Consider the following 20,379-nt stretch of genomic DNA (forward strand, 5'->3'; position numbering starts at 1 on the left):
CTCAGTCGTTGCGCACGCAGAAGCGGGGAAAGCGTTCGGCCAGCGCCGCCGTTGTCGCGGCGGAGGGATAGCCGGCCGGTAGTGGCTGGCTGCCGAGCAGCGGTGATGCCGTGCCCTGCGGCCGGAAGCGCTGCAGCGCGTAATCCTGCACGCCAAGGCCGGCGAGCGTCTCACCCAGTGCCAACAGCGCCGCTTCGTCATGCAGCTGCGGGTGGATGGTCGTCCGGCATTCGAACGCAACGCCCGAACCGATCACCTGCTGCAGCGACGCAAGCGCCGGGTCGCCGCTGCGCGGGACCAGCGTCACGTTGAGATAGTCGGCAAAGCCGGTCTTGACGTCGAAGCCGACCCAGTCGAGGTAAGGCAGGCAATGCGCCAGCCGCGCCGGGTAGGCACCGCCGGTGTGCAGCGCCGCCTTGAAGCCCATCGCCTTCACATCGCGCAACATCGCCGGCAGATGCTTTTCGGCCAGCGGCTCGCCACCACAGAACACCACCGCATCCAGGAGGCCGCGGCGCTGTTCGAGCCAGCCGAGCAGCTCGGCCCAGACCGGTACGCCGGGCACCGTTTCGCGCTTCTGCAGATGCGGGTTGTGGCAGTAGTGGCAGCGCCACGGGCAACCGGACAGGAAAACGACGCAGGCCAGCTGGCCCGGGTAATCACAACTAGAAAAAGACACGAACCCGCCGATCTTCGGCGGGTTCGGCAGATCGCGGCTCTGATGCGCGATCCCGGGCGCGACCTCAGCCACGGCCCGGCTCGTTGAAGAAGGTTCGCTCGGCAAACTCGCCCTGCTTGCCGGTGTTGAAGCTCGTCACCGGGCGGTGATAGCCCATCACCCGGGTCCAGATTTCGCAGCGGGTGCGTTCTTCGTCACGCAGTTGCACCTCGGCGGTGGCGAGCTGGGGCTGGATCGAGAGGTCGGTCATGATGTTCTTCCTTTTTATTGATGGTGATGGGCCAACCGGGAGGCTGGCCACGGATTTACTTGCAGCAGGCGGCCTGCTTCTTGGCCAGCAGTTCCGCGTCGCACTTCGGGCAGAACTCGTGGTGGCCGGCGAGGTAGCCGTGGGTCGGGCAGACCGAGAACGTCGGCGTCACGGTCAGGTACGGCAGGCGGAAACTCGACAGCGACTTCTTCACCAGCGCCTTGCACGCCGCGGCGCTCGATACCGCCTCGTTCATGTACAGGTGCAGCACGGTGCCGCCGGTGTACTTGCGCTGCAGCTCGTCCTGACGGCTCAGCGCTTCGAACGGGTCGTCGGTGAAACCGACCGGCAGCTGGCTGGAGTTGGTGTAATAGGGCTGGCTTTCGCTACCGGCCTGGATGATGTCCGGATAGCGCTTCCTGTCCTCGCGGGCGAAGCGGTAGGTCGTGCCTTCGGCCGGCGTCGCTTCGAGGTTGTACAGGTGGCCGGTTTCTTCCTGGAACTCGGTCATCCGCGCACGGATGTGGTCGAGCAGCTTTACCGCCATCGCATGGCCGCGCGGATCGGTAATGTCGAACGCATCGCCGCTGAAGTTGCGGATCATTTCGTTGATGCCGTTCACACCCAGCGTGCTGAAGTGGTTGCGCAAGGTGCCGAGGTAGCGCTTGGTGTACGGGTACAGGCCGTTGTCGATCAGCCGCTGGATCACCTTGCGCTTGAGTTCGAGCGAGGTCTTGCCGATCTCCATCAGCGCGTCGATGCGGGCGTACAGGCCGGCCTCGTCGCCGCGGAATTCATGGCCGAGGCGGGCGCAGTTGATCGTCACCACGCCGAGCGAGCCGGTCTGCTCGGCCGAGCCGAACAGGCCGTTGCCGCGCTTCAGCAATTCGCGCAGGTCGAGCTGCAGCCGGCAGCACATCGAGCGCACCATGTTCGGCTGCAGCTCGGAATTGAGGAAGTTCTGGAAATACGGCAGGCCGTACTTGGCGGTCATCTCGAACAGGATGTCGGTGTTCGGGTGATCCCAGTCGAAATCCGGTGTGATGTTGTACGTCGGGATCGGGAAGGTGAACGCGCGGCCCTTCGCGTCGCCTTCCATCATCACTTCGATGTAGGCGCGGTTGATCATCTCCATCTCGGCCTGCAGGTCACCGTAGGCGAACGGCATTTCCTTGCCGCCGATATAGGGGATCTGTTCCTTCAGGTCGTCCGGGCACACCCAGTCGAAGGTCAGGTTGGTGAACGGCGTCTGCGTGCCCCAGCGGCTCGGCACGTTCAGGTTGTAGATCAGCTCCTGGATGTGCTGCTTCACTTCCTCGTACGACAGATTGTCGACGCGGATGAACGGCGCCATATAGGTATCGAACGACGAGAACGCCTGCGCGCCGGCCCACTCGTTCTGCAGGGTGCCGAGGAAGTTGACGATCTGGCCGACCGCGCTGCTCATGTGCTTCGGCGGCGTCGCTTCGACCTTGCCCGGCACGCCGTTGAAGCCTTCGGTCAGCAGCACGCGCAGCGACCAGCCGGCGCAGTAGCCGGCGAGCATGTCCAGATCGTGGACGTGGATCGCGCCCGAGCGGTGTGCCTCGCCGACTTCGGGCGGGTAGACATGGTTGAGCCAGTAATTGGCGATGACCTTGCCGCTGGTGTTGAGGATCAGCCCGCCGAGGCTGTAGCCCTGATTGGCGTTGGCGTTGACGCGCCAGTCCGAGCGGTCGAGGTATTCGTTGATGCTGGCGCCGACGTCGACGACGGTGCGGGTGTCGGCACGCAGGCGCGAATGCGCTTCGCGGTAGGCGATGTAGGCACGCGCGGTCTTCAGGTGGCCTGCGGCGAGCAGGGTTTCCTCGACCGCATCCTGGATCGTTTCGATCGCCGGCGTCGCGTCGGCCGGCAGGTGGTTGAGCACGGTCACCGACAGCGCGTGCGCCCAGTCGGTATCGAACTCGCCGCTGGCACGGCCGGCGGCGGCAAGGGCACGGCCGATTTTCTCGGCGTCGAAAGCAACGATGCGGCCATCGCGCTTGATCACGTACTGGGGGGTAGCAGTCATCGGGCTTATCAACTTTTTATCAACAATTTATCAACATATGGTGCATATGCTGCGAATGGACACAATATATTGTGTTCAAACCGCTGCCGCTGCCCCAAGTCGGCACGGCTTGACCGAGGTCAAACACCGTCCCGGTGGACCTTGCCGATCCCCTGCAAATGGCCGATACCGCCGCCACTTCGGCGTATGCTCTGTGACTAATGCCGGACGCGCCCGACGCGACCTCGCTAGAATGTAATCGGCCGTTCTGGACTACACGCTGGATACCCCATGGACACGCAAGTCATCCGCATTCACCGGCACGGCGATCCCGACGTGCTGCAGCTGGAAACCGTTACGCTGGGCAGCCCCGGCGCCGGCGAGGTGCTGATCCGCCAGACCGCGATCGGCGTCAATTTCATCGACACCTACCACCGCAGCGGCCTCTACCCTTTGCCGATGCCGTCCGGGCTGGGTCAGGAAGCGTGCGGCGTAGTCGAAGCCGTCGGCGACGGCGTGAAGGAATTCCGCCCGGGCGACCGCGTCGCCTACGCCGGCGGCACGCCGGGTGCGTACGCGCAGCACCGGATCGTGCCGGCCGCCAAGCTCGTGCCGGTGCCCGAAGCGATCAGCGACGACATTGCCGCCGGCACGCTGCTGCGCGGCATGACCGCGCAATACCTGCTGAAACGCACTTTCCCGGTCAAGGCCGGCATGACGGTGCTGATCCACGCCGCCGCCGGCGGCGTCGGCCAGATTGCCTGCCAGTGGGCGCGCGCGCTGGGCGCAACCGTGATCGGCACCGCCGGCGGTGCCGAAAAATGCGCGCTGGCCAGCCGCTGGTGCGATCACGTCATCGATTACCGGGTCGACGATTTCGCCGCACGGGTCAGCGAGATCACCGGTGGCGCCGGTGTGCCGGTCGTCTACGACGGCGTCGGTGCGGTCACGTTCGACGGCTCGCTCGACAGCCTCAGCCCGCGCGGCATGCTGGTGTCGTTCGGCAACGCCTCGGGCGCGGTGCCGCCGTTCTCGCCGAACCTGCTGGCGCAGAAAGGCTCGCTGTTCCTGACCCGGCCGACACTGGGCCACTACACCGCCACGCGCGACGAACTGCTCGACACCGCCGAGGACTATTTCACCGCCGTCGCCCGCGGCCACGTTGTCGCCGACATCGGCCAGCGTTTCGCACTCGCCGACGTGGCGCTGGCGCACCGCGAACTCGAAGCGCGCCGCACCACCGGCTCGACCTTGCTGGCTCCCTGAGCGATGCAGCCGGTCCACCTCGTTTATCTGCACGGATTCCTCTCCAGCCCTTTCTCGCAAAAGGCACAGGACACCGCGGTCTGGATGGCCGAGCAGCGGCTGGCCGACTATTTCCACTGCCCGCAATTGCCAATGGCGCCGGAGGGCGCCCGCGAGGCGCTGGAGAGCGCGATCACACGACTGCACGGCGCACCGTTCTGCCTGATCGGCAGCTCGCTCGGCGGCTACTTCGCCACCTGGGCCGCCGAGGAGTACGGCAGCCGCGCGATCCTCGTGAATCCGGCCATCCGGCCCTACGAGTTGCTCAAGGACCACCTCGGCCCGCAACGCAACTACCAGACCGGCGAGTATCACGTGATCGACGCGTCGTTTGCGCCTACGCTGAAATCGCTCGAACGTGACGTCAGCGATCCGCGCCGCTACTGGCTGCTGGCGCAGACCGGCGACGAGGTGCTCGACTATCGTGAAGCGGTCGACAAATACGCAGGTTGCCGTCAAACCGTCATCGACGGCGGCGACCATAGCTTCCAGAACTACCCGGACTGGCTGCCCGCCATCTGGGACTTTGCACAAGGACAAGCATGACCACACCGCAATCGGGCATCCTGCCGCTCGCCTCGTCCCACGCCTATTTCGTCCTGCTGCGCCGCCGTCTGGGCCGACGCATCGATGCCAAGAGCCGTGAATGCCTGGCGAACCTGCAGGCCCGACTGGCGGCGCAGGACTGCCTCGGCGTCGTCGCCTTCGGTGCCGACGCGTTCGGCGACGTCTTCGACGGCCCGCGCCCGGCCGAATTGCGCGCATTCCCGCGCATTCCCGGTGCCGTTCATGCCGCCCCGGCCAGCGATGCCGACGTGCTGATCCATCTGCGCGGCGAGCATCAGGACCGGCTGTTCGACCTGGCCGACGCCTGTGTCGATGCCCTGTCGGGCTGGCTCGAGCCGGTCGAGAACGTTGCCGCGTTCCGCCGCGCCGAAGGTCGCGACCTGACCGGCTTTGTCGACGGCACCGAAAACCCGGATGCCGACGAGCGCCCGACCGTCGCGCTGGTGGCCGACGGCGACTGGGCCGGTGGCAGCTACATCCACACCCAGCGCTACGTGCACCGCCTCGATACGTGGCAGAAGCTGCCGGTCAAGCAGCAGGAAGCCGTGATGGGCCGCACCAAGGCGGACGACGAAGAGCTCGACGACGAGGAAAAACCCGCGACCGCGCACATCAGCCGCGTGGTGATCGAGGAAAACGGCGAAGAGCTGGCGATCCTGCGCCACTCGCTGCCCTACGGCACCCCGGGCGGCGAACGCGGGCTGTACTTCGCCAGCTACTGCCACACGCCGGTGATCTTCGAGAAAATGCTGGCGCGGATGATCTCGCCGACCAGCGACGGGCGCGTCGACCACCTGCTCAACTACACCCGCGCGGTCAGCGGCGGTGCATTCTTCGCCCCGAGCCGGGAAAAACTCGCCATGCTGGGCTGATCCCGGCATCGACGCAGGACGAAAAAAAACCCTCGCATCGCGAGGGCTTTTTTTCTGCCTGACTGCGCATCCGGTCAGAACAGGCGTTCGGCGTACAGCGGCAGCGGAAACACCGGCTGCCACGCAGCCTTGCCGTGCTTGGCCAGTTCGTCGGGACTGCGCTCGCAAATCCCGGCCAGCGTCGGCCAGAAACGGTCATTGCCACCAGCCAGCCGTGCCACCTCGCTCGACAGGCAGAACATTGGCCGTTCGGCAACGCGTGCCGCCATGGCCGCCGGATCCGCGTTGCCCTTGCCGGTCGACTTGATGAAGACCGGCACTTCGCCGCGCACGCGGTATTGCGCCGGCGTGAGCTTGAACGCGAAGCGGAAATCGCCATTGGTCGCGCCGGTCGTGCGGAAATAGCTCTGGTCGAACACGCCCTTGCGGTAGAACACCGACGTCAGCGACGGCTTGTGGTCGCCGACCACGATAACGGTCAGCGGCCGCTTGCGCTTCTTCGCGCGTTTTTCCAGTTCGGCGACAAAGCCGCGCATTTCCTTCACCGCTGCCGCCAGCCGGGTCCGGTAATCGGTCTCGCCGTCGTCGCTGCTGCGGTAGGCGCCGTGCGTCATCACCGTCACCAGAAACATGAACTGCTTCTTTTTCGGCGGCTGTGCCGCGTACACGTCGAGCGCGCGCTGGTACAGCAGCGCGTCGGACGGCCAGGTCCGGGTATGCCAGGCCATCGTTTCGACGAAATGCTGTTCGTCGAAACCGAAATGCTTGTAGACGGTATCGCGCTTCCAGAACGAGCCGTAGAAATTGTGGATGCCGGCGGTATGGTAGCCGGCGCCGCGGAAGCGCGAGACCAGCGACTCGGCACCGTCGCGGTAGTCCGGGCCGAAGTTCTGGTAATCGACGCCGGGCAGCACCTGCGACGACAGGCCAGCCAGCAGCTCGAACTCGGCCTCCGACGTCCCGCCGCCATAGACCGGGCTGATCGCGTTCGACTCGGCGAAGCCCTGTTTGGTCAATTCGGCGATCGGCGTACGGAAGCGGTCATCGGTGGTGGTGAAGCACGCCTCGCACAGGATCAGCGCGACGTCGGGCTCGGGCGCAGGATCGAGCACGGCCGGCGGATTGTCGTAGAACGCATGCGGGCCGCGCTGCGGCAGCTTGATGCTTTCGGCGGTGAAGTACAGATGCGCGAAGATGCCGTTCTGCTTGGCGTTTTCGTTGAAGTTGTACGACAGGTAGTGGGCGTTGAAGACGTCGCTGAGCACGGTGTTGACGGCCTTGCCGGCCGCGCCGGAGTCGGCCAGCCGCAGCCCGAGCATCGCCGGCAGCACGAGGCCGGCCGCCAGCCGCCACCACGAGAAGCGCGGCCGTTTCCACACGCCGATGGCCAGCGCGACGACAAGCAGCGTCGCGAATGCGGCCATTTCCCAGCCGAGGTAACTCGACAGCGATGCGCCTTGCGAGACTTCGAGCACGTCGCGCGCAACCAGCGTTTCGCCGGTCAGCGACTCCTTGGCCCAGTTGGCGTGGGTCAGGAAACCCTCGAGGCCGATGACGACGCCGACCGATGCCCAGCGGTTGAGCACGATCGCGAAGGTCAGGTAGACCAGCAGCGAAAACAGCACCCGTGCCGGTGAATACGCGCTGTCGACCAGCAGGCGACCGGCCAGCAGCAGCGCATACGGCCCCGCCAGTACCGCCAGTTTGAGTCCCCAGTACCGAAGTCTTGCTACTTGCATATGCTTTCCCGCGATCGCCCGCGAAGGCGATGCATTACTCCGCCTTGCGGCGGCCGAACGCAAAAAAGCCAGTCTTTCGACTGGCTTTTTTGGTGAAACTGGTGGGCTGTGAGTGGCTCGAACACTCGACCTACGGATTAAGAGTCCGCTGCTCTACCAACTGAGCTAACAGCCCGAGAGCGGCAACTATATAGAACCAATTGCCAGCTTGTCAAGTAATGGATGGTGGGTCGTGCGGGACTCGAACCTGCGACCAACGGATTAAAAGTCCGCTGCTCTACCAACTGAGCTAACGACCCTTCCAAAACAAGACGCGCATCTTAATCAGCCCAGCGCAGGCTGTCAAGCCCGAAACCGGAAAAAGCGGCTGCGCCGCCGCGCCGATGCCACGGCAATATGCCGCTGTATGGCAATACTCACATCGGGCTACACTTTGACGCAGTCCAATACCCGTCCCCACCAGGAGCTTCATCATGCGTCTTCTGCATACCATGCTGCGCGTCGGCGATCTCGATCGCGCCCTTGTTTTCTATACCGAAGTACTGGGCATGCGCCTGCTGCGGCGGCAGGACTATCCGGAAGGCCGCTTCACGCTCGCCTTCGTCGGTTACGGCGACGAGTCCGATACCGCCGTGCTCGAGCTCACCCACAACTGGGATACAAATCGTTACGAGCTCGGGAACGCTTACGGGCACATCGCGATCGAAACCGACGACATCGTTGCCACCTGTGAGGCCGTACGTCTCAAGGGCGGCAAGGTCGTGCGCGAACCGGGACCGATGAAGCACGGCACCACCGTGATTGCCTTCGTCGAAGACCCGGACGGCTACAAGATCGAGTTCATCCAGAAGCACACCCAGTAACGCGGCCCGCGGCCGCACTCACCGACCGGACGACATGAAACGATTTCTTCCCCTGTTGCTGGCCATGTTGCCGGCGCTGGCCCATGCCGCCGACTTCGATGGCGCCCAGCTCGGCCTCGTCTGGGCGCTGCCCTTCGTCGGCATCCTGCTGTCGATCGCGCTGTTCCCGCTGCTGGCACCGCATTTCTGGCATTCGCACTTCGGCAAGATCGCCGGGTTCTGGGCACTGGCCTTTCTGGTGCCGTTTGCCGTGGTCTTCGGCCCCGGCAATGCCGGCGCGGTGATCGCGCATGCGCTGATCGACGAGTACATCCCCTTCATCCTGCTGCTGTTCGCGCTTTACACGGTGTCGGGCGGGATCCTGGTCTGGGGCAATCTGCACGGCTCGCCGAAGGTCAACACGGCCATCCTCGCGCTGGGCACCGTCTGTGCGTCGATCATGGGGACGACCGGCGCGGCCATGCTGCTGATCCGGCCGCTGCTGAAGGCCAACGACAACCGCAAGCACAACGTCCACGTCGTGGTGTTCTTCATCTTCCTCGTCGCCAACATCGGCGGCGGGCTAACACCGATCGGCGATCCGCCGCTGTTCCTCGGCTTTTTGAAGGGCATCAGCTTCTTCTGGACGCTCCAGCACATGCTGCCGCTGGTGGCGCTGAATTCGGCAATCCTGCTGACGCTGTTCTACTTCATCGACCGCCATTTCTACAGCAAGGAAGACGAGGTCAAGGCGGTCGACCCGACCCCCGACTCGCGGCTCAAGCTGTTCGGCAAGTTCAACTTCTTCCTGATCGCCGCCGTCGTCGCCGCCGTGGTGATGTCGGGCGTGTGGAAGCCGGGGATCGATTTCCACGTGCTCGGTACCGAGGTCGGCCTGCAGGACATCGTTCGCGACGTGCTGCTGATCGTCATCGCGCTGGTGTCGCTGAAGTTCACGCCCAAGCAGGTCCGCGCCGGCAACGACTTCAACTGGGATCCGATCCTTGAAGTTGCCAAGCTGTTTGTCGGCATCTTCCTGGCGATGGCACCGGCGATCGCGATCCTGCGCGCCGGCGAGGCCGGCCAGCTGGCGTCGCTGGTACGGCTGGTCAGCGCCCCGGGCGGCGCACCGATCGATTCGATGTACTTCTGGATGACCGGCATCCTGTCGAGCTTCCTCGACAACGCGCCGACCTATCTGGTGTTCTTCAATCTCGCCCACGGCGACGCGGCGCACATGATGGGCCCGATGGCATCGACGCTGCTGGCGATCTCGGCCGGTGCGGTGTTCATGGGTGCGATGACCTACATCGGCAACGCGCCGAACTTCATGGTCAAGGCGGTCGCCGAAGACCGTGGCGTGAAGATGCCGAGCTTCTTCGGCTACATGGCCTGGTCGATCGCCATCCTCCTCCCCTGCTTCGTGATCACTTCGCTGGTGTTCTTCCACTACTGATCGCGATCGGTGAAATACCCGCCAGCCTTGCTGGCGGGTACTTTTCACTGTCTCCGGCATTCCGCCGAACTTAGAACTATTCCCACTTGTCATTACAGGACGAACGGTAGAAGCTGTTTACTACGTCGTCCGCACGCCTTCCTGCGTATTGACACAGCGGCATCGATCCTTGACCTCCGTCATAGGGTCGCAAACGCGACGGCATATACTTGTTTGCAATCGTTGGTACCAGTACACGGTGTGCCAACGCTCCGTTTTCTATCCGCACTAGAGGTGAACACGTGGCTCAACAACCGCTTTCCCAAGACCTCCTCGACAAGATGCACCGCTACTGGCAGGCCGCAAACTACCTGTCGGTCGGTCAGATCTACCTGCTGGAAAATCCGCTGCTGAAGCAGCCGCTGGAGCGCAAGCACATCAAGCCCCGTCTGCTGGGGCACTGGGGCACGACGCCGGGCCTGAACTTCATCTACGTTCACGCCAACCGCCTGATCAAAGACCGTGACCTGAAAATGATCTACATCACCGGTCCTGGCCACGGCGGCCCGGGTCTGGTGGCCAATACCTGGCTGGAAGGCAGCTACGAAGAGTTCTACCCGAGCATCGACCGCACCGAAGGCGGCATGCAACGGCTGTTCAAGCAGTTCTCGTTCCCGCGCGGCATCCCGTCGCACGTTGCGCCGGAAACCCCGGGCTCGATGCACGAAGGCGGTGAACTCGGTTATTCGGTCTCGCACGCCTACGGCGCTGCGTTCGACAATCCGGATCAGGTCGTCCTCGCCGTGGTCGGCGACGGCGAAGCCGAAACCGGCCCGCTGGCCGCCAGCTGGCACTCGAACAAATACCTGCATCCGGTCAACGACGGTTTCGTCCTGCCGATCCTGCACCTGAACGGCTACAAGATCGCCAACCCGACCGTGCTGGCACGGCTGTCGAAGGAAGAGATCACCAAGCTGTTCGAAGGCTACGGCTACAAGCCGCACTTCGTCGAACTGAAGCACGAAACCTTCAACGACAAGCAAGCCACCTTCCACGACATCCACCAGAAGATGGCGGCCACGATGGACGCCTGCCTGGACGAGCTGAACGCGATCCGCGAAGCCGCCAAGGCCGAAATCGCTGCCGGCAAGCCGATCACCCGCCCGCAATGGCCGATGATCGTGATGCGCACGCCGAAGGGCTGGACCGGTCCGAAGGAAATCAAGGGCAAGAAGGTCGAGGACTACTGGCGCAGCCACCAGGTGCCGTTCTCGGACATCGACGCCGAAAACGTCCACAACCTGGAAAACTGGCTCAAGTCGTACGAACCGGAAACCCTGTTCAACGCCGACGGCACCGTCAAGGCAGAACTGACCGAGATCGCGCCGAAGGGCCTGCACCGCATGGGTTCGAACCCGGTCGTCCACGGCCAGGCGTCGAAAGACCTGCGCATGCCGGACTTCCGCAACTACGAAGTCAAGTTCGAGAAGCCGGGCACCGTCAACGCCGAAGCCACCCGTGAAATGGGCAAGCTGCTGCGCGACGTGATGAAGGAAAACGAAGAGCAGCGCAACTTCCGCATCGTCGGCCCGGACGAAACCGCGTCGAACCGCTGGAACAACGTGTTCGAGGAAACCGGCAAGACCTGGTTCGCCGACTACCTGCCGGAAGACGAACACAACGACACGCTGTCGCAAGACGGTCGCGTGATGGAAATCCTCTCCGAGCACACCTGCCAGGGCTGGCTCGAAGGCTACAACCTCACCGGTCGCCACGGCTTCTTCAGCTGCTACGAAGCGTTCATCCACGTCGTCGACTCGATGTTCAACCAGCACGCCAAGTGGCTGAAGACCACCCGCCACATCAACTGGCGCAAACCGCTGCCGTCGCTGAACTACCTGCTGACCAGTCACGTCTGGCGTCAGGACCACAACGGCTTCTCGCACCAGGATCCGGGCTTCATCGACCACGTCGTCAACAAGCGTGCCGAAGTCATCCGTGTCTACCTGCCGCCGGACGCCAACACCCTGCTGTCGGTGACCGACCACTGCCTGCGTTCGCGCCACTACGTGAACGTCGTCGTGGCCGGCAAGCAGCCCGCGCTGCAGTACCTGACCATGGACCAGGCGATCAAGCACTGCACCAAGGGTCTGGGCATCTGGGACTGGGCATCGAACGACGACGGCGGCGAGCCGGACGTGGTGATGGCCTGCGCCGGTGAAATCCCGACCATGGAAGCACTGGCCGCGACCGACCTGCTGCGCCAGCACTTCCCGGACCTGAAGATCCGCTTCGTCAACGTCGTCGACCTGATGACGCTGCAGCCGAAGGAAGAACACCCGCACGGCCTGTCGAACCGCGAGTTCGACTCGATCTTCACCGCCGACAAGCCGGTCATGTTCGCCTTCCACGGCTACCCGTGGCTGATCCACCGCCTGTGCTACCGTCGCAACGGTCATGCCAACATCCATGCCCGCGGCTACAAGGAAGAAGGTTCGACCTCGACGCCGTTCGACATGGTCGTCGTCAACCAGCTCGACCGCTTCAACCTGGCGATCGACGTGATCGACCGCGTACCGAAGCTGTCCAAGATCGGTGCACACGTGCGGCAAAAGTTCGCCGACAAGCTGGTCGAGCACGCGCAGTACATCGCCGAGCACGGCGACGACCTGCCGGAAGTGAAGAACTGGGTCTGGCCGTACTGAGACCCCGCGCCGGCCCGGGGCATCTGCCCCGGCCAGCCCTGAAAACAGCCCGCCTCGTGCGGGCTGTTTTGTTGTCGGCCGCGCTTGCCGACGGCGGCTGGCGGCAGGCAAACTGGCGTTTGACCCGAAGGAGTGTGCCGTGCCCGATACCGACCTGCTTGCCCGCATCGCCGACTGCGCCCGCGCCGTCTCAAGCAGCGAGATCATGCCGCGCTTCCGCCAGGTCACCGCACGCCGCAAGCACGACGGCACGCTGCTGACCGAGGCCGACCTCGCCAGCCAGGCCTTCCTGACCCGGGCGCTGCCCGAGATCGCCCCGTACCCGGTGCTCGGCGAGGAAATGTGCGCAGCCGACCAGAAAGCCCTGCTGGCCGCCAACCCCGATGGCCTGTGGGTCGTCGACCCGATCGACGGCACGACCAACTTCGCCCACGGCCTGCCGATGTTCTCGGTCTCGATCGCCCTGCTGCGCCACGGCCGTACCGAATTCGGCGTCGTCCACCTGCCGGTACTCGACGAGACCTTCAGCGCCCGGCGCGGCCATGGTGCCTGGCTCAACGGCGAGCGGCTCGAAGCCCCGGCCGAGCCGACCCGGATCGCCGACTCGGTCGCCGCGGTCGAACCCAAATATCTCGGTGGCCACCTGCCGGTGCGTATCGTCACCGTCGCGCCCTTCGCCAGCCAGCGCAACTACGGCGCGGCCACGGTCGACTGGTGTTACCTCGCCGCCGGCCGTTTCGACCTGCTGCTGCACGGTGCACAGAAACTGTGGGATTACGCCGCCGGCGCGCTGATCGCCGAGGAAGCCGGCTGCCTGCTCGGCACGCTGACGCGCCGCGACTACTGGCATTGCGATCCGTGGACGCGCTCGGCCATTGCCGCCCGGCATCCGAAGGCGTTCGAGAGCTGGTATCAGTGGGCGACGCAGAACCGCTGAGTATGCCGGCCTGACCGACCAGCGCCGGGCCCCGGCCTTGTAATCTCAGTCCCCGGGGGCATGACAGGCGACGCAGAGCTTGTTGCCGTCCGGGTCGCGAAAATACGCACCGTAGTAATGCACGTGATACGCCGGGCGCAGGCCCGTTGGCCCTTCGCAGAGACCACCGTGGCTCAGGGCCGTCCCGTAGGCCCGATCGACGACTGCGCGGCTCCCGGCCAGCAGGGCGACCATCTGACCGTTGCCCGGCACATGTGCATTCCCGTCAAACGGCGCACCGATCAGCAGCAGCGGGCGTGCTTCGCCCGGTTGTTGCCAGCCCGCCCAAGGGCGGCTGCGGTCGCAGAACCGCGCCTCCAGTCCGAGACAGTCCAGCACCGCGCGATAGAACCGCAAGGCGCGCGAAGTCGGTCACGCCCACATGCACGTGCGAAAACATGGCTGCGCCCCTGTCGCTAGCGGAATGTCCTGCCGTATCAGAGCACCTTGCCCGGGTTCATGATCCCCTGCGGATCGAGCGCGGCCTTGATGGTGCGCATCAGGTTCAGTTCGATCTCGCTGCGGTACAGCGGCAGCTGGTCGCGCTTGAGCTGGCCGACGCCGTGTTCGGCGCTGATCGTGCCCTGATGCCGGGCGACGACCTCGTAGACGATGGCGTTGACCGCCGGTTCGTGGTCGTACACGCCCTTGCCCAGATCGCCGAGGAAGACGTTGTAGTGCAGGTTGCCGTCACCGACGTGGCCGAAAGCGACCAGGTCGAGGTCGGGGAATGCGGCTTTCAGCGCCGTTTCCGCCTCCACCATGAAGGCCGGAATGTGCGACACCGGCACGGCGATGTCGTGCTTGATGCTGGTACCCCTGCGGCGTTGCGATTCGGGGATGTGTTCGCGCAGGCGCCAGAAATCCTGCGCCTCGGTGACGCTCTGCGCCAGCAGCGCATCGTCGAACCCGAGCGCGAACAGCGCTTCGGCCAGCCGCTCGGTCAACGCCAGCGAGCTGCCCCCATCGGACAGTTCGACGAGCACGCTCCACGCCGGCGGTGCGTCGAACGGCTGCGGCAGTTCGGGACAGTGTTCGGCGAGCAGTTCCCAGCAGCGGCGCGAGACCAGCTCGAACGACGTGACCCGCTCGCCGACCTGATCCTGCAAGCCGCGCAGCAGCCGCACCGAGGCCTCCGCGCTGTCGACCGCGACCAGCGCCGTCGCCTGCGCCGACAGCTGCGGCGACAGCTTGAGCACCGCGGCGGTGATCACGCCCAGCGTGCCTTCGGAACCGATGAACAGCTGCTTCAGGTCGTAGCCGGTATTGTCCTTGCGCAGCCCGCGCAATCCGTCCCAGACGGTGCCGTCGGCGAGCACGACTTCGAGCCCGAGCGTCAGTTCGCGCATGTTGCCGTAGTGCAGCACGTTCACGCCGCCGGCATTGGTACCGAGTGCACCACCGATCCGAGCCGAACCGACCGCCCCCCAGTCGGCGGCGAACAGCCGCCCGGCCGCGCGCGCTGCTGCCTGCACGTCAGCGACGACGGTGCCGGCGTCGACGGTGATGGTGTTGTTGTCGGCATCGACCGCCAGCACGCGGTTCATCCGTTCCAGCGACAGCACGATCGCCGTGCCGCTGCCGTCGGGCGTCGCCGCGCCGCAGTTGCCGGTGTTGCCCCCCTGCGGCACGACCGGCACGCCATGCGCATGCGCCAGCTTCATTACCGCCGCAACCTCGGCGGTCGAGCGCGGCCGTACCACGGCTTGCGCGGCGCCGTGGTAGCGGCGGCGGTTGTCGAGCAGATAGCCGTCGATCTGTGCGCCGGTGAGGATGCCGGCCGGGTCGAGCAGCGCGGCGAGTTCGGTCATGAACGACATCGTCGTCTCCAAACGAGATCGCCGGCAGCAGCCGGCGATCCAGAATCATCGTTACATTGATTTTAAAGCCAGAAGTCCCGGCGCGCGACGTGGTGCTGCAGCACGCGCCGGAAGTGGCCCGGGTCCTTGGCGAAGGTCATCTCGCCGGCGGCCGGCTTGTAGAAGTCGTACAGCCGCGACACCCAGAAACGCACCGCAGCGGCACGCAGCAACTGCGGCCATGCGGCAGCCTCGGCCGGCTCGAAAGCCCGGACCCCCTGATAGCCGGCCAGCAGCGCACGTGCGCGTTCGGCGTCGATGTCGCCGTTTTCCAGCACGCACCAGTCGTTGAGCGTGATCGCCACGTCGTAGGCCAGCGTGTCGTTGCACGCGTAGTAGAAGTCAATGAAGCCGCCGACGCGGTCGCCATCCATCAGTGCGTTGTCGCGGAACAGGTCGGCATGGATCACACCGGCCGGCAGCGCGTCGAAGTCCTGCGCCGCCAGCGACGCCACCTCGGCGGCCAGCTCGGCAGCGGCGGCCTCGTCCATGAACGGCGCCACTTCGGCGGCCACGGCTTCGCGCCACGCGCGGCCGCGCGGATTGGCCATATGGCCATCGTAATGTCCGGCTGCCAGATGCATCTGCGCCAGCATTTCGCCGACTTCGCGGCACTGCGCGGCATTCGGAGCGTCGATCACCGCGCCGGGCAGGCAGTTGACCAGCAGGGTCGGCTTGCCGTTCAGCGTGTCGACGAAGGCATTGTCGTGATTGGCGATCGGCCCGGCGACGGCAATGCCGTGCTGCGCCAGATGCGCAAGCAGGTTGACGTAGTACGGCAACTCGTCGGCGCGCAGCGTCTCGAACAGCGTCAGCACGTAGCGGCCGTGCGTGGTCGTGACGAAGTAATTGGTATTGGTGATGCCGGCAGCGATGCCCTTGAGCTCGACCAAGCCGCCGATGGCGTAGCGCTTGAGGAAGGCGCCCATCTCATCGGGCGTGACGGTGGTAAAAACGGACATGATGGATTCAGTACGACGCGATCGGATGAGGAACGGAGTGTACGCAAGCACGCCGGCACAGACGAGCGCCGGCGATCGCCGTCACCAGGAAAACAGCGTCCATTGCGGAACCGACAGGCGTGCGCCACCCGAATCGGCATTGTCGATGCGGTCGAACTGGCCGTTGCCTTCGTGGTCGTAGAGGAAATACGGTGCGCCGACCTTGGGCGTGACCTTCATCATGTAGAGCTTGCCGTTCATGCGGTACTCGGCGATGGTCGCGTCGGCCTTTTCGATGATGCGGACTTCGGGTTCACCGACCTGCTTGTTGGCCTTGGGTTTTTCCACCGGCGGCAATTGTTCGGCCGGCACCGATTGCGGCGGCGGCGGCGGCGGATCGATCGGCGGCAGCTCGGCCATCGCGGCGCTGCCGGCAAACAGCATCAGGCTGGTCAGCACGGTTTTCATCTGGGCTCCCTTGGCCCGGCGGGCCTGTTGCGGCCATTCTACCGATGCACCACGTCGGCTCACAGGCTGAACTGCATTTCGCGCTCTGCAGGCGACATCTCGAAGCCGCGGGTTTCGAAGAAACGGAAGATCGCCTCGACGATGGCCGCCGGATCGTCGATCAGCTGCACCAGATCCAGATCGGCCTCGGCGATCATGCCGTCGGCAACCAGCCGCACGCGGAACCAGTCGAGCAGCCCGCCCCAGAAATCGCTGCCGACGAGAATGATCGGCATCCTGCGCGATTTGCCGGTCTGGATCAGCGTCAGCGCCTCGGTCAGCTCGTCCAGCGTGCCGAAGCCGCCCGGCATCACCACGTAGGCGCTGGCGTGCTTGACGAACATGACCTTGCGGGCGAAGAAGTGGCGAAAGCTCTGGCTGATGTCCTGGTACGGGTTGCCGGTCTGCTCGTGCGGCAGCTGGATGTTCAGCCCCACCGACGGGCTCGCCCCGTCATAGGCGCCCTTGTTCGCCGCCTCCATCAGGCCCGGACCACCGCCGGAGATCACGGCAAAACCGGCATCCGACAGGCGCCGGGCAATCTCTTCGGTGCGTTTATAATGGGCATGGTCGCGCCCGATGCGGGCCGAGCCGAAGATCGATACCGCCGGCTGGATGCGCTGCAGGCGCTCGGTCGCCTCGACGAACTCGGCCATGATCTCGAATACCCGCCATGCCTCGCGAGCACGCGTGCCCTGATGATCGGCATCGGTCTGCGAATCGACGACATGCGGCAGCTTGTCCCTGAGATTCATCGCGCACTCCCTTGCTGGGAACCTTCTTACAAAATATAGCCGCGCCCAAAAGGCGGCGGCTTGCGGAAATGCCATGCCCACCCTGCTCCTGATCGACGGTTCGTCCTACCTGTACCGCGCCTTCCACGCGATCCGCGAACTGTCGGCACCCGACGGCACGCCGACCAACGCGGTCTACGGCTTCATCAACATGCTGAAGAAGCTGCGCCAGACCACGCCGGCCGACTACATCGCCTGCGTGTTCGACGCCAAGGGCAAGACCTTCCGCGACGACCTCTACCCCGAATACAAGGCCAACCGGCCGAGCATGCCGGATGACCTGCGCGTACAGATCGCGCCGATCCACGAAGCCGTCGCCGCCTTCGGCGTGCCGATGCTGATCGTCGACGGCGTCGAGGCCGACGACGTGATCGGCACGCTGGCGCGGCAGGCCGCCGCGCAGGGCATGACGGCGATCATGTCGACCGGCGACAAGGACATGGCGCAGCTGGTCGACAGCCACGTGCGGATCGAGAACTCGATGACCGACGAAGTGCTCGACGAAGCCGGCGTGTTCGCCAAGTTCGGCGTCCGGCCGGACCAGATCGTCGACTTCCTGACGCTGAAGGGCGACGCCGTCGACAACGTGCCCGGCGTGCCCAAATGCGGCGACAAGACCGCCGCCAAGTGGCTGGCCGAATACGACAGCCTCGACGCGATCATCGCCAACGCCGGATCGATCAAGGGCGTCGTCGGCCAGAACCTGCGCGACAGCCTCGACTGGCTGCCGAAGGCGAAGGAACTCGTCACCATCAAGACCGACGTCGACCTCGCCACCGAACTGCCCAACGGAATCGCCGATCTCGCCCCCGGCACCGAGGACTGGGAGACGCTGCTGGCGATGTTCCAGCGCTTCAATTTCCGCAGCTGGCAGCGCGAGGCCGAAGCCAAGCTCGCCGCCGCTCCGGCATCCGCCGGTGATCTGTTCGGCAAACCGGTGGCGTCACCGGCGCCGAACGGCGAGGCGGCATCGACCATCGAGACCGCCGATGCCCCCGCCGCACAGCCGGCCGCAGCGCCGGTCGAAAGACACTACGAAGCCATCCTGACCAACGCGCAGCTTGACGCCTGGCTGGCCAAACTGCTGGCTGCCGACGTCGTTGCGCTCGATACCGAAACCACCAGCCTCGACCCGATGCGCGCGAAGATCGTCGGCATCTCGTTCTCGGTCACCCCGGGCGAGGCCGCCTACCTGCCGCTGGCGCACCGCGGCACCGAGGCACCCGAGCAGCTGCCGTTCGATGCAACGCTGGAGAAGCTGCGTCCGTGGCTCGAGTCGAACGAACACAAGAAGCTCGGCCAGAACCTCAAGTACGACCAGCACGTGTTCGCCAACCATGGCATCGCGCTGGCCGGCATCGCCGACGATACGCTGCTGATGTCCTACGTGCTCGCCAGCCACGAACGCCACAATATGGACGATCTGGCGATGCGCGAACTGGGCGAGACGACGATCAAGTACGAGGAAGTTGCCGGCAAGGGCGCCAAGCAGATCGGCTTCGACGAAGTCGGCGTCGACACCGCGACCGCCTACGCCGCCGAGGATGCCGACATCACGCTGCGACTGGCGCACTCCCTGAGCGCCAAACTGGCGCAGCAACCGCAGCTGGACACGCTGTACCGCGAGCTGGAAATGCCGGTGCGCGAGGTACTGTTCACGATGGAACGCAACGGCATGCTGGTCGACGCCGACCGGCTCAACCGCCAGAGCCACGCGATCGGCCTGAAGCTGATCGAACTGGAACAGCAGGCGTACGAACTGGCCGGCCAACCGTTCAACCTCGGCTCGCCCAAGCAGATCGGCGAAATCTTCTTCGAAAAGCTCGGCCTGCCGGTGATCAAGAAAACGCCGAAGGGTGCACCGTCGACCGACGAGGACGTGCTGACCGAACTGGCCAAGGATTTCCCGCTACCGAAGGTGCTGCTCGAGAACCGCAGCCTGTCGAAGCTCAAGTCGACGTATACCGACAAGCTGCCGACGATGGTCAACCCGGACACCGGCCGCGTGCACACCAACTTCAGCCAGGCCGTCGCCGCGACCGGCCGGCTGTCGTCGAACGACCCGAACCTGCAGAACATCCCGATCCGCACCGCCGAGGGCCGCAAGATCCGCGAGGCCTTCGTCGCGCCGGAAGGCTGCAAGCTGGTCTCGGCCGACTACTCGCAGATCGAGCTGCGCATCATGGCGCACCTGTCCGGCGACAAGGCACTGCTCAAGGCGTTTGCCGAAGGCCAGGACATCCACCGCGCCACGGCGTCCGAAGTGTTCGGCGTCTCGCCGCTCGAAGTCAGCAGCGAGCAGCGCCGCTACGCCAAGACGATCAACTTCGGACTGATCTACGGCATGAGCGCCTTCGGCCTCGCCGCCGCGCTCGAAATCGACCGCAGCGCCGCCAAGACCTTCATCGAGCGCTATTTCGCCCAGTTCCCCGGCGTCGCCGACTACATGGAGCGGACCCGCATCCAGGCGCGCGAGCAGGGTTACGTCGAGACGGTGTTCGGCCGCCGGCTGTGGCTGCCCGAGATCCGATCAAGCAACGCCGGCCGCCGCGCCGGCGCCGAACGCGCCGCGATCAACGCACCGATGCAGGGCACCGCCGCCGACCTGATCAAGCGGGCGATGATCGCCGTCGACGCATGGCTGCGCGACGCGAAACTCAAGAGCAAGCTCGTGCTGCAGGTACACGACGAACTGGTGCTCGAAGTACCGGAAGACGAGGTCGAACTGATCCGCGTCGAGCTGCCGAAGAAAATGGCGCAGATCGCCGAACTCGCAGTGCCGCTGGTCGCCGAAGTCGGTGTCGGCGACAACTGGGACGAGGCGCACTGATCCGCCGTTTTCCAATCCGGCCCTGCGTCGTGCAGGGCTTTTTTCA

Annotated in this window: 17 protein-coding genes and 2 tRNA genes; 8 read left to right on the forward strand and 11 right to left on the reverse strand. The window is 65.0% G+C overall.

The features are described from left to right. Position 1 precedes the first annotated feature (1 nt). The 3 genes from JMJ54_RS17525 to JMJ54_RS17535 are packed head-to-tail and all read right to left on the reverse strand — an operon-like array spanning position 2 to position 2,982. Positions 2-751, reverse strand: a complete 750-nt coding sequence (locus tag JMJ54_RS17525) for an anaerobic ribonucleoside-triphosphate reductase activating protein (RefSeq protein ID WP_308438028.1) — start codon at positions 749-751, stop codon at positions 2-4. Next, a complete protein-coding gene (nrdD, locus tag JMJ54_RS17530; RefSeq protein ID WP_203539854.1) occupies positions 744-929 on the reverse strand; it encodes an anaerobic ribonucleoside-triphosphate reductase in 186 nt (61 codons plus the stop codon). The genes JMJ54_RS17525 and nrdD overlap by 8 nt, the downstream gene beginning before the upstream one ends. 55 nt (positions 930-984) lie before the next feature. Then, positions 985-2,982 carry a ribonucleoside triphosphate reductase gene (locus JMJ54_RS17535; protein ID WP_203539855.1) on the reverse strand — a complete coding sequence of 666 codons (1,998 nt, stop codon included), beginning with the start codon at positions 2,980-2,982 and terminating at the stop codon, positions 985-987. Positions 2,983-3,252: 270 nt separating this feature from the next. On the opposite strand from JMJ54_RS17535, the gene JMJ54_RS17540 reads away from it, so the two are divergent. From JMJ54_RS17540 to JMJ54_RS17550, 3 genes are read left to right on the forward strand one after another with little or no spacing between them, the layout of a single operon-like run. Then, positions 3,253-4,227, forward strand: a complete 975-nt coding sequence (locus JMJ54_RS17540; RefSeq protein ID WP_203539856.1) for a quinone oxidoreductase family protein — start codon at positions 3,253-3,255, stop codon at positions 4,225-4,227. A gap of 3 nt (positions 4,228-4,230) precedes the next feature. After that, positions 4,231-4,812 carry a YqiA/YcfP family alpha/beta fold hydrolase gene (locus JMJ54_RS17545; protein ID WP_203539857.1) on the forward strand — a complete coding sequence of 194 codons (582 nt, stop codon included), beginning with the start codon at positions 4,231-4,233 and terminating at the stop codon, positions 4,810-4,812. After that, a complete protein-coding gene (locus JMJ54_RS17550) occupies positions 4,809-5,705 on the forward strand; it encodes a Dyp-type peroxidase (RefSeq protein ID WP_203539858.1) in 897 nt (298 codons plus the stop codon). Before JMJ54_RS17545 ends, JMJ54_RS17550 begins: the two co-directional genes overlap by 4 nt. Positions 5,706-5,779: 74 nt before the next feature. Here JMJ54_RS17550 and JMJ54_RS17555 read toward each other — a convergent pair whose 3' ends face one another. From JMJ54_RS17555 to JMJ54_RS17565, 3 genes are all read right to left on the reverse strand, one after another. Beyond that, a complete protein-coding gene (locus tag JMJ54_RS17555; RefSeq protein ID WP_203539859.1) occupies positions 5,780-7,444 on the reverse strand; it encodes an LTA synthase family protein in 1,665 nt (554 codons plus the stop codon). A 99-nt stretch (positions 7,445-7,543) separates the two neighbouring features. Then, a tRNA-Lys gene (locus JMJ54_RS17560) sits at positions 7,544-7,619 on the reverse strand. A gap of 48 nt (positions 7,620-7,667) precedes the next feature. Further along, a tRNA-Lys gene (locus tag JMJ54_RS17565) sits at positions 7,668-7,743 on the reverse strand. A gap of 174 nt (positions 7,744-7,917) precedes the next feature. On the opposite strand from JMJ54_RS17565, the gene gloA reads away from it, so the two are divergent. The 4 genes from gloA (at position 7,918) to JMJ54_RS17585 (ending at position 13,363) form a co-directional block, all read left to right on the forward strand. Next, positions 7,918-8,307, forward strand: coding sequence for a lactoylglutathione lyase (gene gloA / locus JMJ54_RS17570; RefSeq protein WP_203539860.1), 390 nt, complete (start codon positions 7,918-7,920; stop codon positions 8,305-8,307). Between the two features lie 34 nt (positions 8,308-8,341). Continuing rightward, entirely contained in the window at positions 8,342-9,742 is a 1,401-nt protein-coding gene (locus JMJ54_RS17575) for a sodium:proton antiporter (protein WP_203539861.1), read from the forward strand. 281 nt (positions 9,743-10,023) lie between these two features. After that, positions 10,024-12,426 (forward strand): phosphoketolase family protein, encoded by a 2,403-nt coding sequence (locus JMJ54_RS17580; RefSeq protein ID WP_203539862.1) that lies wholly within the window; start codon positions 10,024-10,026, stop codon positions 12,424-12,426. Positions 12,427-12,565: 139 nt separating this feature from the next. Then, entirely contained in the window at positions 12,566-13,363 is a 798-nt protein-coding gene (locus JMJ54_RS17585; RefSeq protein ID WP_308438029.1) for an inositol monophosphatase family protein, read from the forward strand. Between the two features lie 45 nt (positions 13,364-13,408). On the opposite strand, the gene JMJ54_RS17590 is transcribed toward JMJ54_RS17585, so the two are convergent. The 5 genes from JMJ54_RS17590 to JMJ54_RS17610 all read right to left on the reverse strand — a co-directional run bounded on the left by JMJ54_RS17590 (position 13,409) and on the right by JMJ54_RS17610 (position 17,464). Then, complete coding sequence (locus tag JMJ54_RS17590) at positions 13,409-13,759, reverse strand: VOC family protein (RefSeq protein ID WP_239000177.1); 351 nt, start codon at positions 13,757-13,759, stop codon at positions 13,409-13,411. A gap of 80 nt (positions 13,760-13,839) precedes the next feature. After that, entirely contained in the window at positions 13,840-15,222 is a 1,383-nt protein-coding gene (locus JMJ54_RS17595; RefSeq protein ID WP_203539863.1) for an FAD-binding oxidoreductase, read from the reverse strand. Positions 15,223-15,284: 62 nt separating this feature from the next. Beyond that, positions 15,285-16,223 carry a homoserine kinase gene (locus JMJ54_RS17600; RefSeq protein WP_203539864.1) on the reverse strand — a complete coding sequence of 313 codons (939 nt, stop codon included), beginning with the start codon at positions 16,221-16,223 and terminating at the stop codon, positions 15,285-15,287. 81 nt (positions 16,224-16,304) lie between these two features. Then, positions 16,305-16,670 carry a DUF2782 domain-containing protein gene (locus JMJ54_RS17605; RefSeq protein ID WP_203539865.1) on the reverse strand — a complete coding sequence of 122 codons (366 nt, stop codon included), beginning with the start codon at positions 16,668-16,670 and terminating at the stop codon, positions 16,305-16,307. A gap of 59 nt (positions 16,671-16,729) precedes the next feature. Further along, complete coding sequence (locus JMJ54_RS17610) at positions 16,730-17,464, reverse strand: LOG family protein (protein WP_203539866.1); 735 nt, start codon at positions 17,462-17,464, stop codon at positions 16,730-16,732. Between the two features lie 73 nt (positions 17,465-17,537). Between JMJ54_RS17610 and polA the strand changes: the two genes are divergently transcribed. Next, complete coding sequence (gene polA, locus JMJ54_RS17615; protein ID WP_203539867.1) at positions 17,538-20,333, forward strand: DNA polymerase I; 2,796 nt, start codon at positions 17,538-17,540, stop codon at positions 20,331-20,333. The last annotated feature ends 46 nt before the right edge of the window (positions 20,334-20,379 follow it).

The organism is Jeongeupia naejangsanensis, from assembly GCF_016865585.1.
Taxonomy (GTDB): Bacteria; Pseudomonadota; Gammaproteobacteria; order Burkholderiales; family Chitinibacteraceae; genus Jeongeupia; species Jeongeupia naejangsanensis.

Bases quoted from the DNA above. Each gene is read 5' to 3' on its own strand.
- nrdD (WP_203539854.1), bottom strand. From the start codon at position 929: ATGACCGACCTCTCGATCCAGCCCCAGCTCGCCACCGCCGAGGTGCAA.
- JMJ54_RS17535 (WP_203539855.1), bottom strand. From the start codon at position 2,982: ATGACTGCTACCCCCCAGTACGTGATCAAGCGCGATGGCCGCATCGTT.
- JMJ54_RS17540 (WP_203539856.1), top strand. From the start codon at position 3,253: ATGGACACGCAAGTCATCCGCATTCACCGGCACGGCGATCCCGACGTG.
- JMJ54_RS17545 (WP_203539857.1), top strand. From the start codon at position 4,231: ATGCAGCCGGTCCACCTCGTTTATCTGCACGGATTCCTCTCCAGCCCT.
- JMJ54_RS17550 (WP_203539858.1), top strand. From the start codon at position 4,809: ATGACCACACCGCAATCGGGCATCCTGCCGCTCGCCTCGTCCCACGCC.
- JMJ54_RS17555 (WP_203539859.1), bottom strand. From the start codon at position 7,444: ATGCAAGTAGCAAGACTTCGGTACTGGGGACTCAAACTGGCGGTACTG.
- gloA (WP_203539860.1), top strand. From the start codon at position 7,918: ATGCGTCTTCTGCATACCATGCTGCGCGTCGGCGATCTCGATCGCGCC.
- JMJ54_RS17575 (WP_203539861.1), top strand. From the start codon at position 8,342: ATGAAACGATTTCTTCCCCTGTTGCTGGCCATGTTGCCGGCGCTGGCC.
- JMJ54_RS17595 (WP_203539863.1), bottom strand. From the start codon at position 15,222: ATGTCGTTCATGACCGAACTCGCCGCGCTGCTCGACCCGGCCGGCATC.
- JMJ54_RS17600 (WP_203539864.1), bottom strand. From the start codon at position 16,223: ATGTCCGTTTTTACCACCGTCACGCCCGATGAGATGGGCGCCTTCCTC.
- JMJ54_RS17605 (WP_203539865.1), bottom strand. From the start codon at position 16,670: ATGAAAACCGTGCTGACCAGCCTGATGCTGTTTGCCGGCAGCGCCGCG.
- JMJ54_RS17610 (WP_203539866.1), bottom strand. From the start codon at position 17,464: ATGAATCTCAGGGACAAGCTGCCGCATGTCGTCGATTCGCAGACCGAT.
- polA (WP_203539867.1), top strand. From the start codon at position 17,538: ATGCCCACCCTGCTCCTGATCGACGGTTCGTCCTACCTGTACCGCGCC.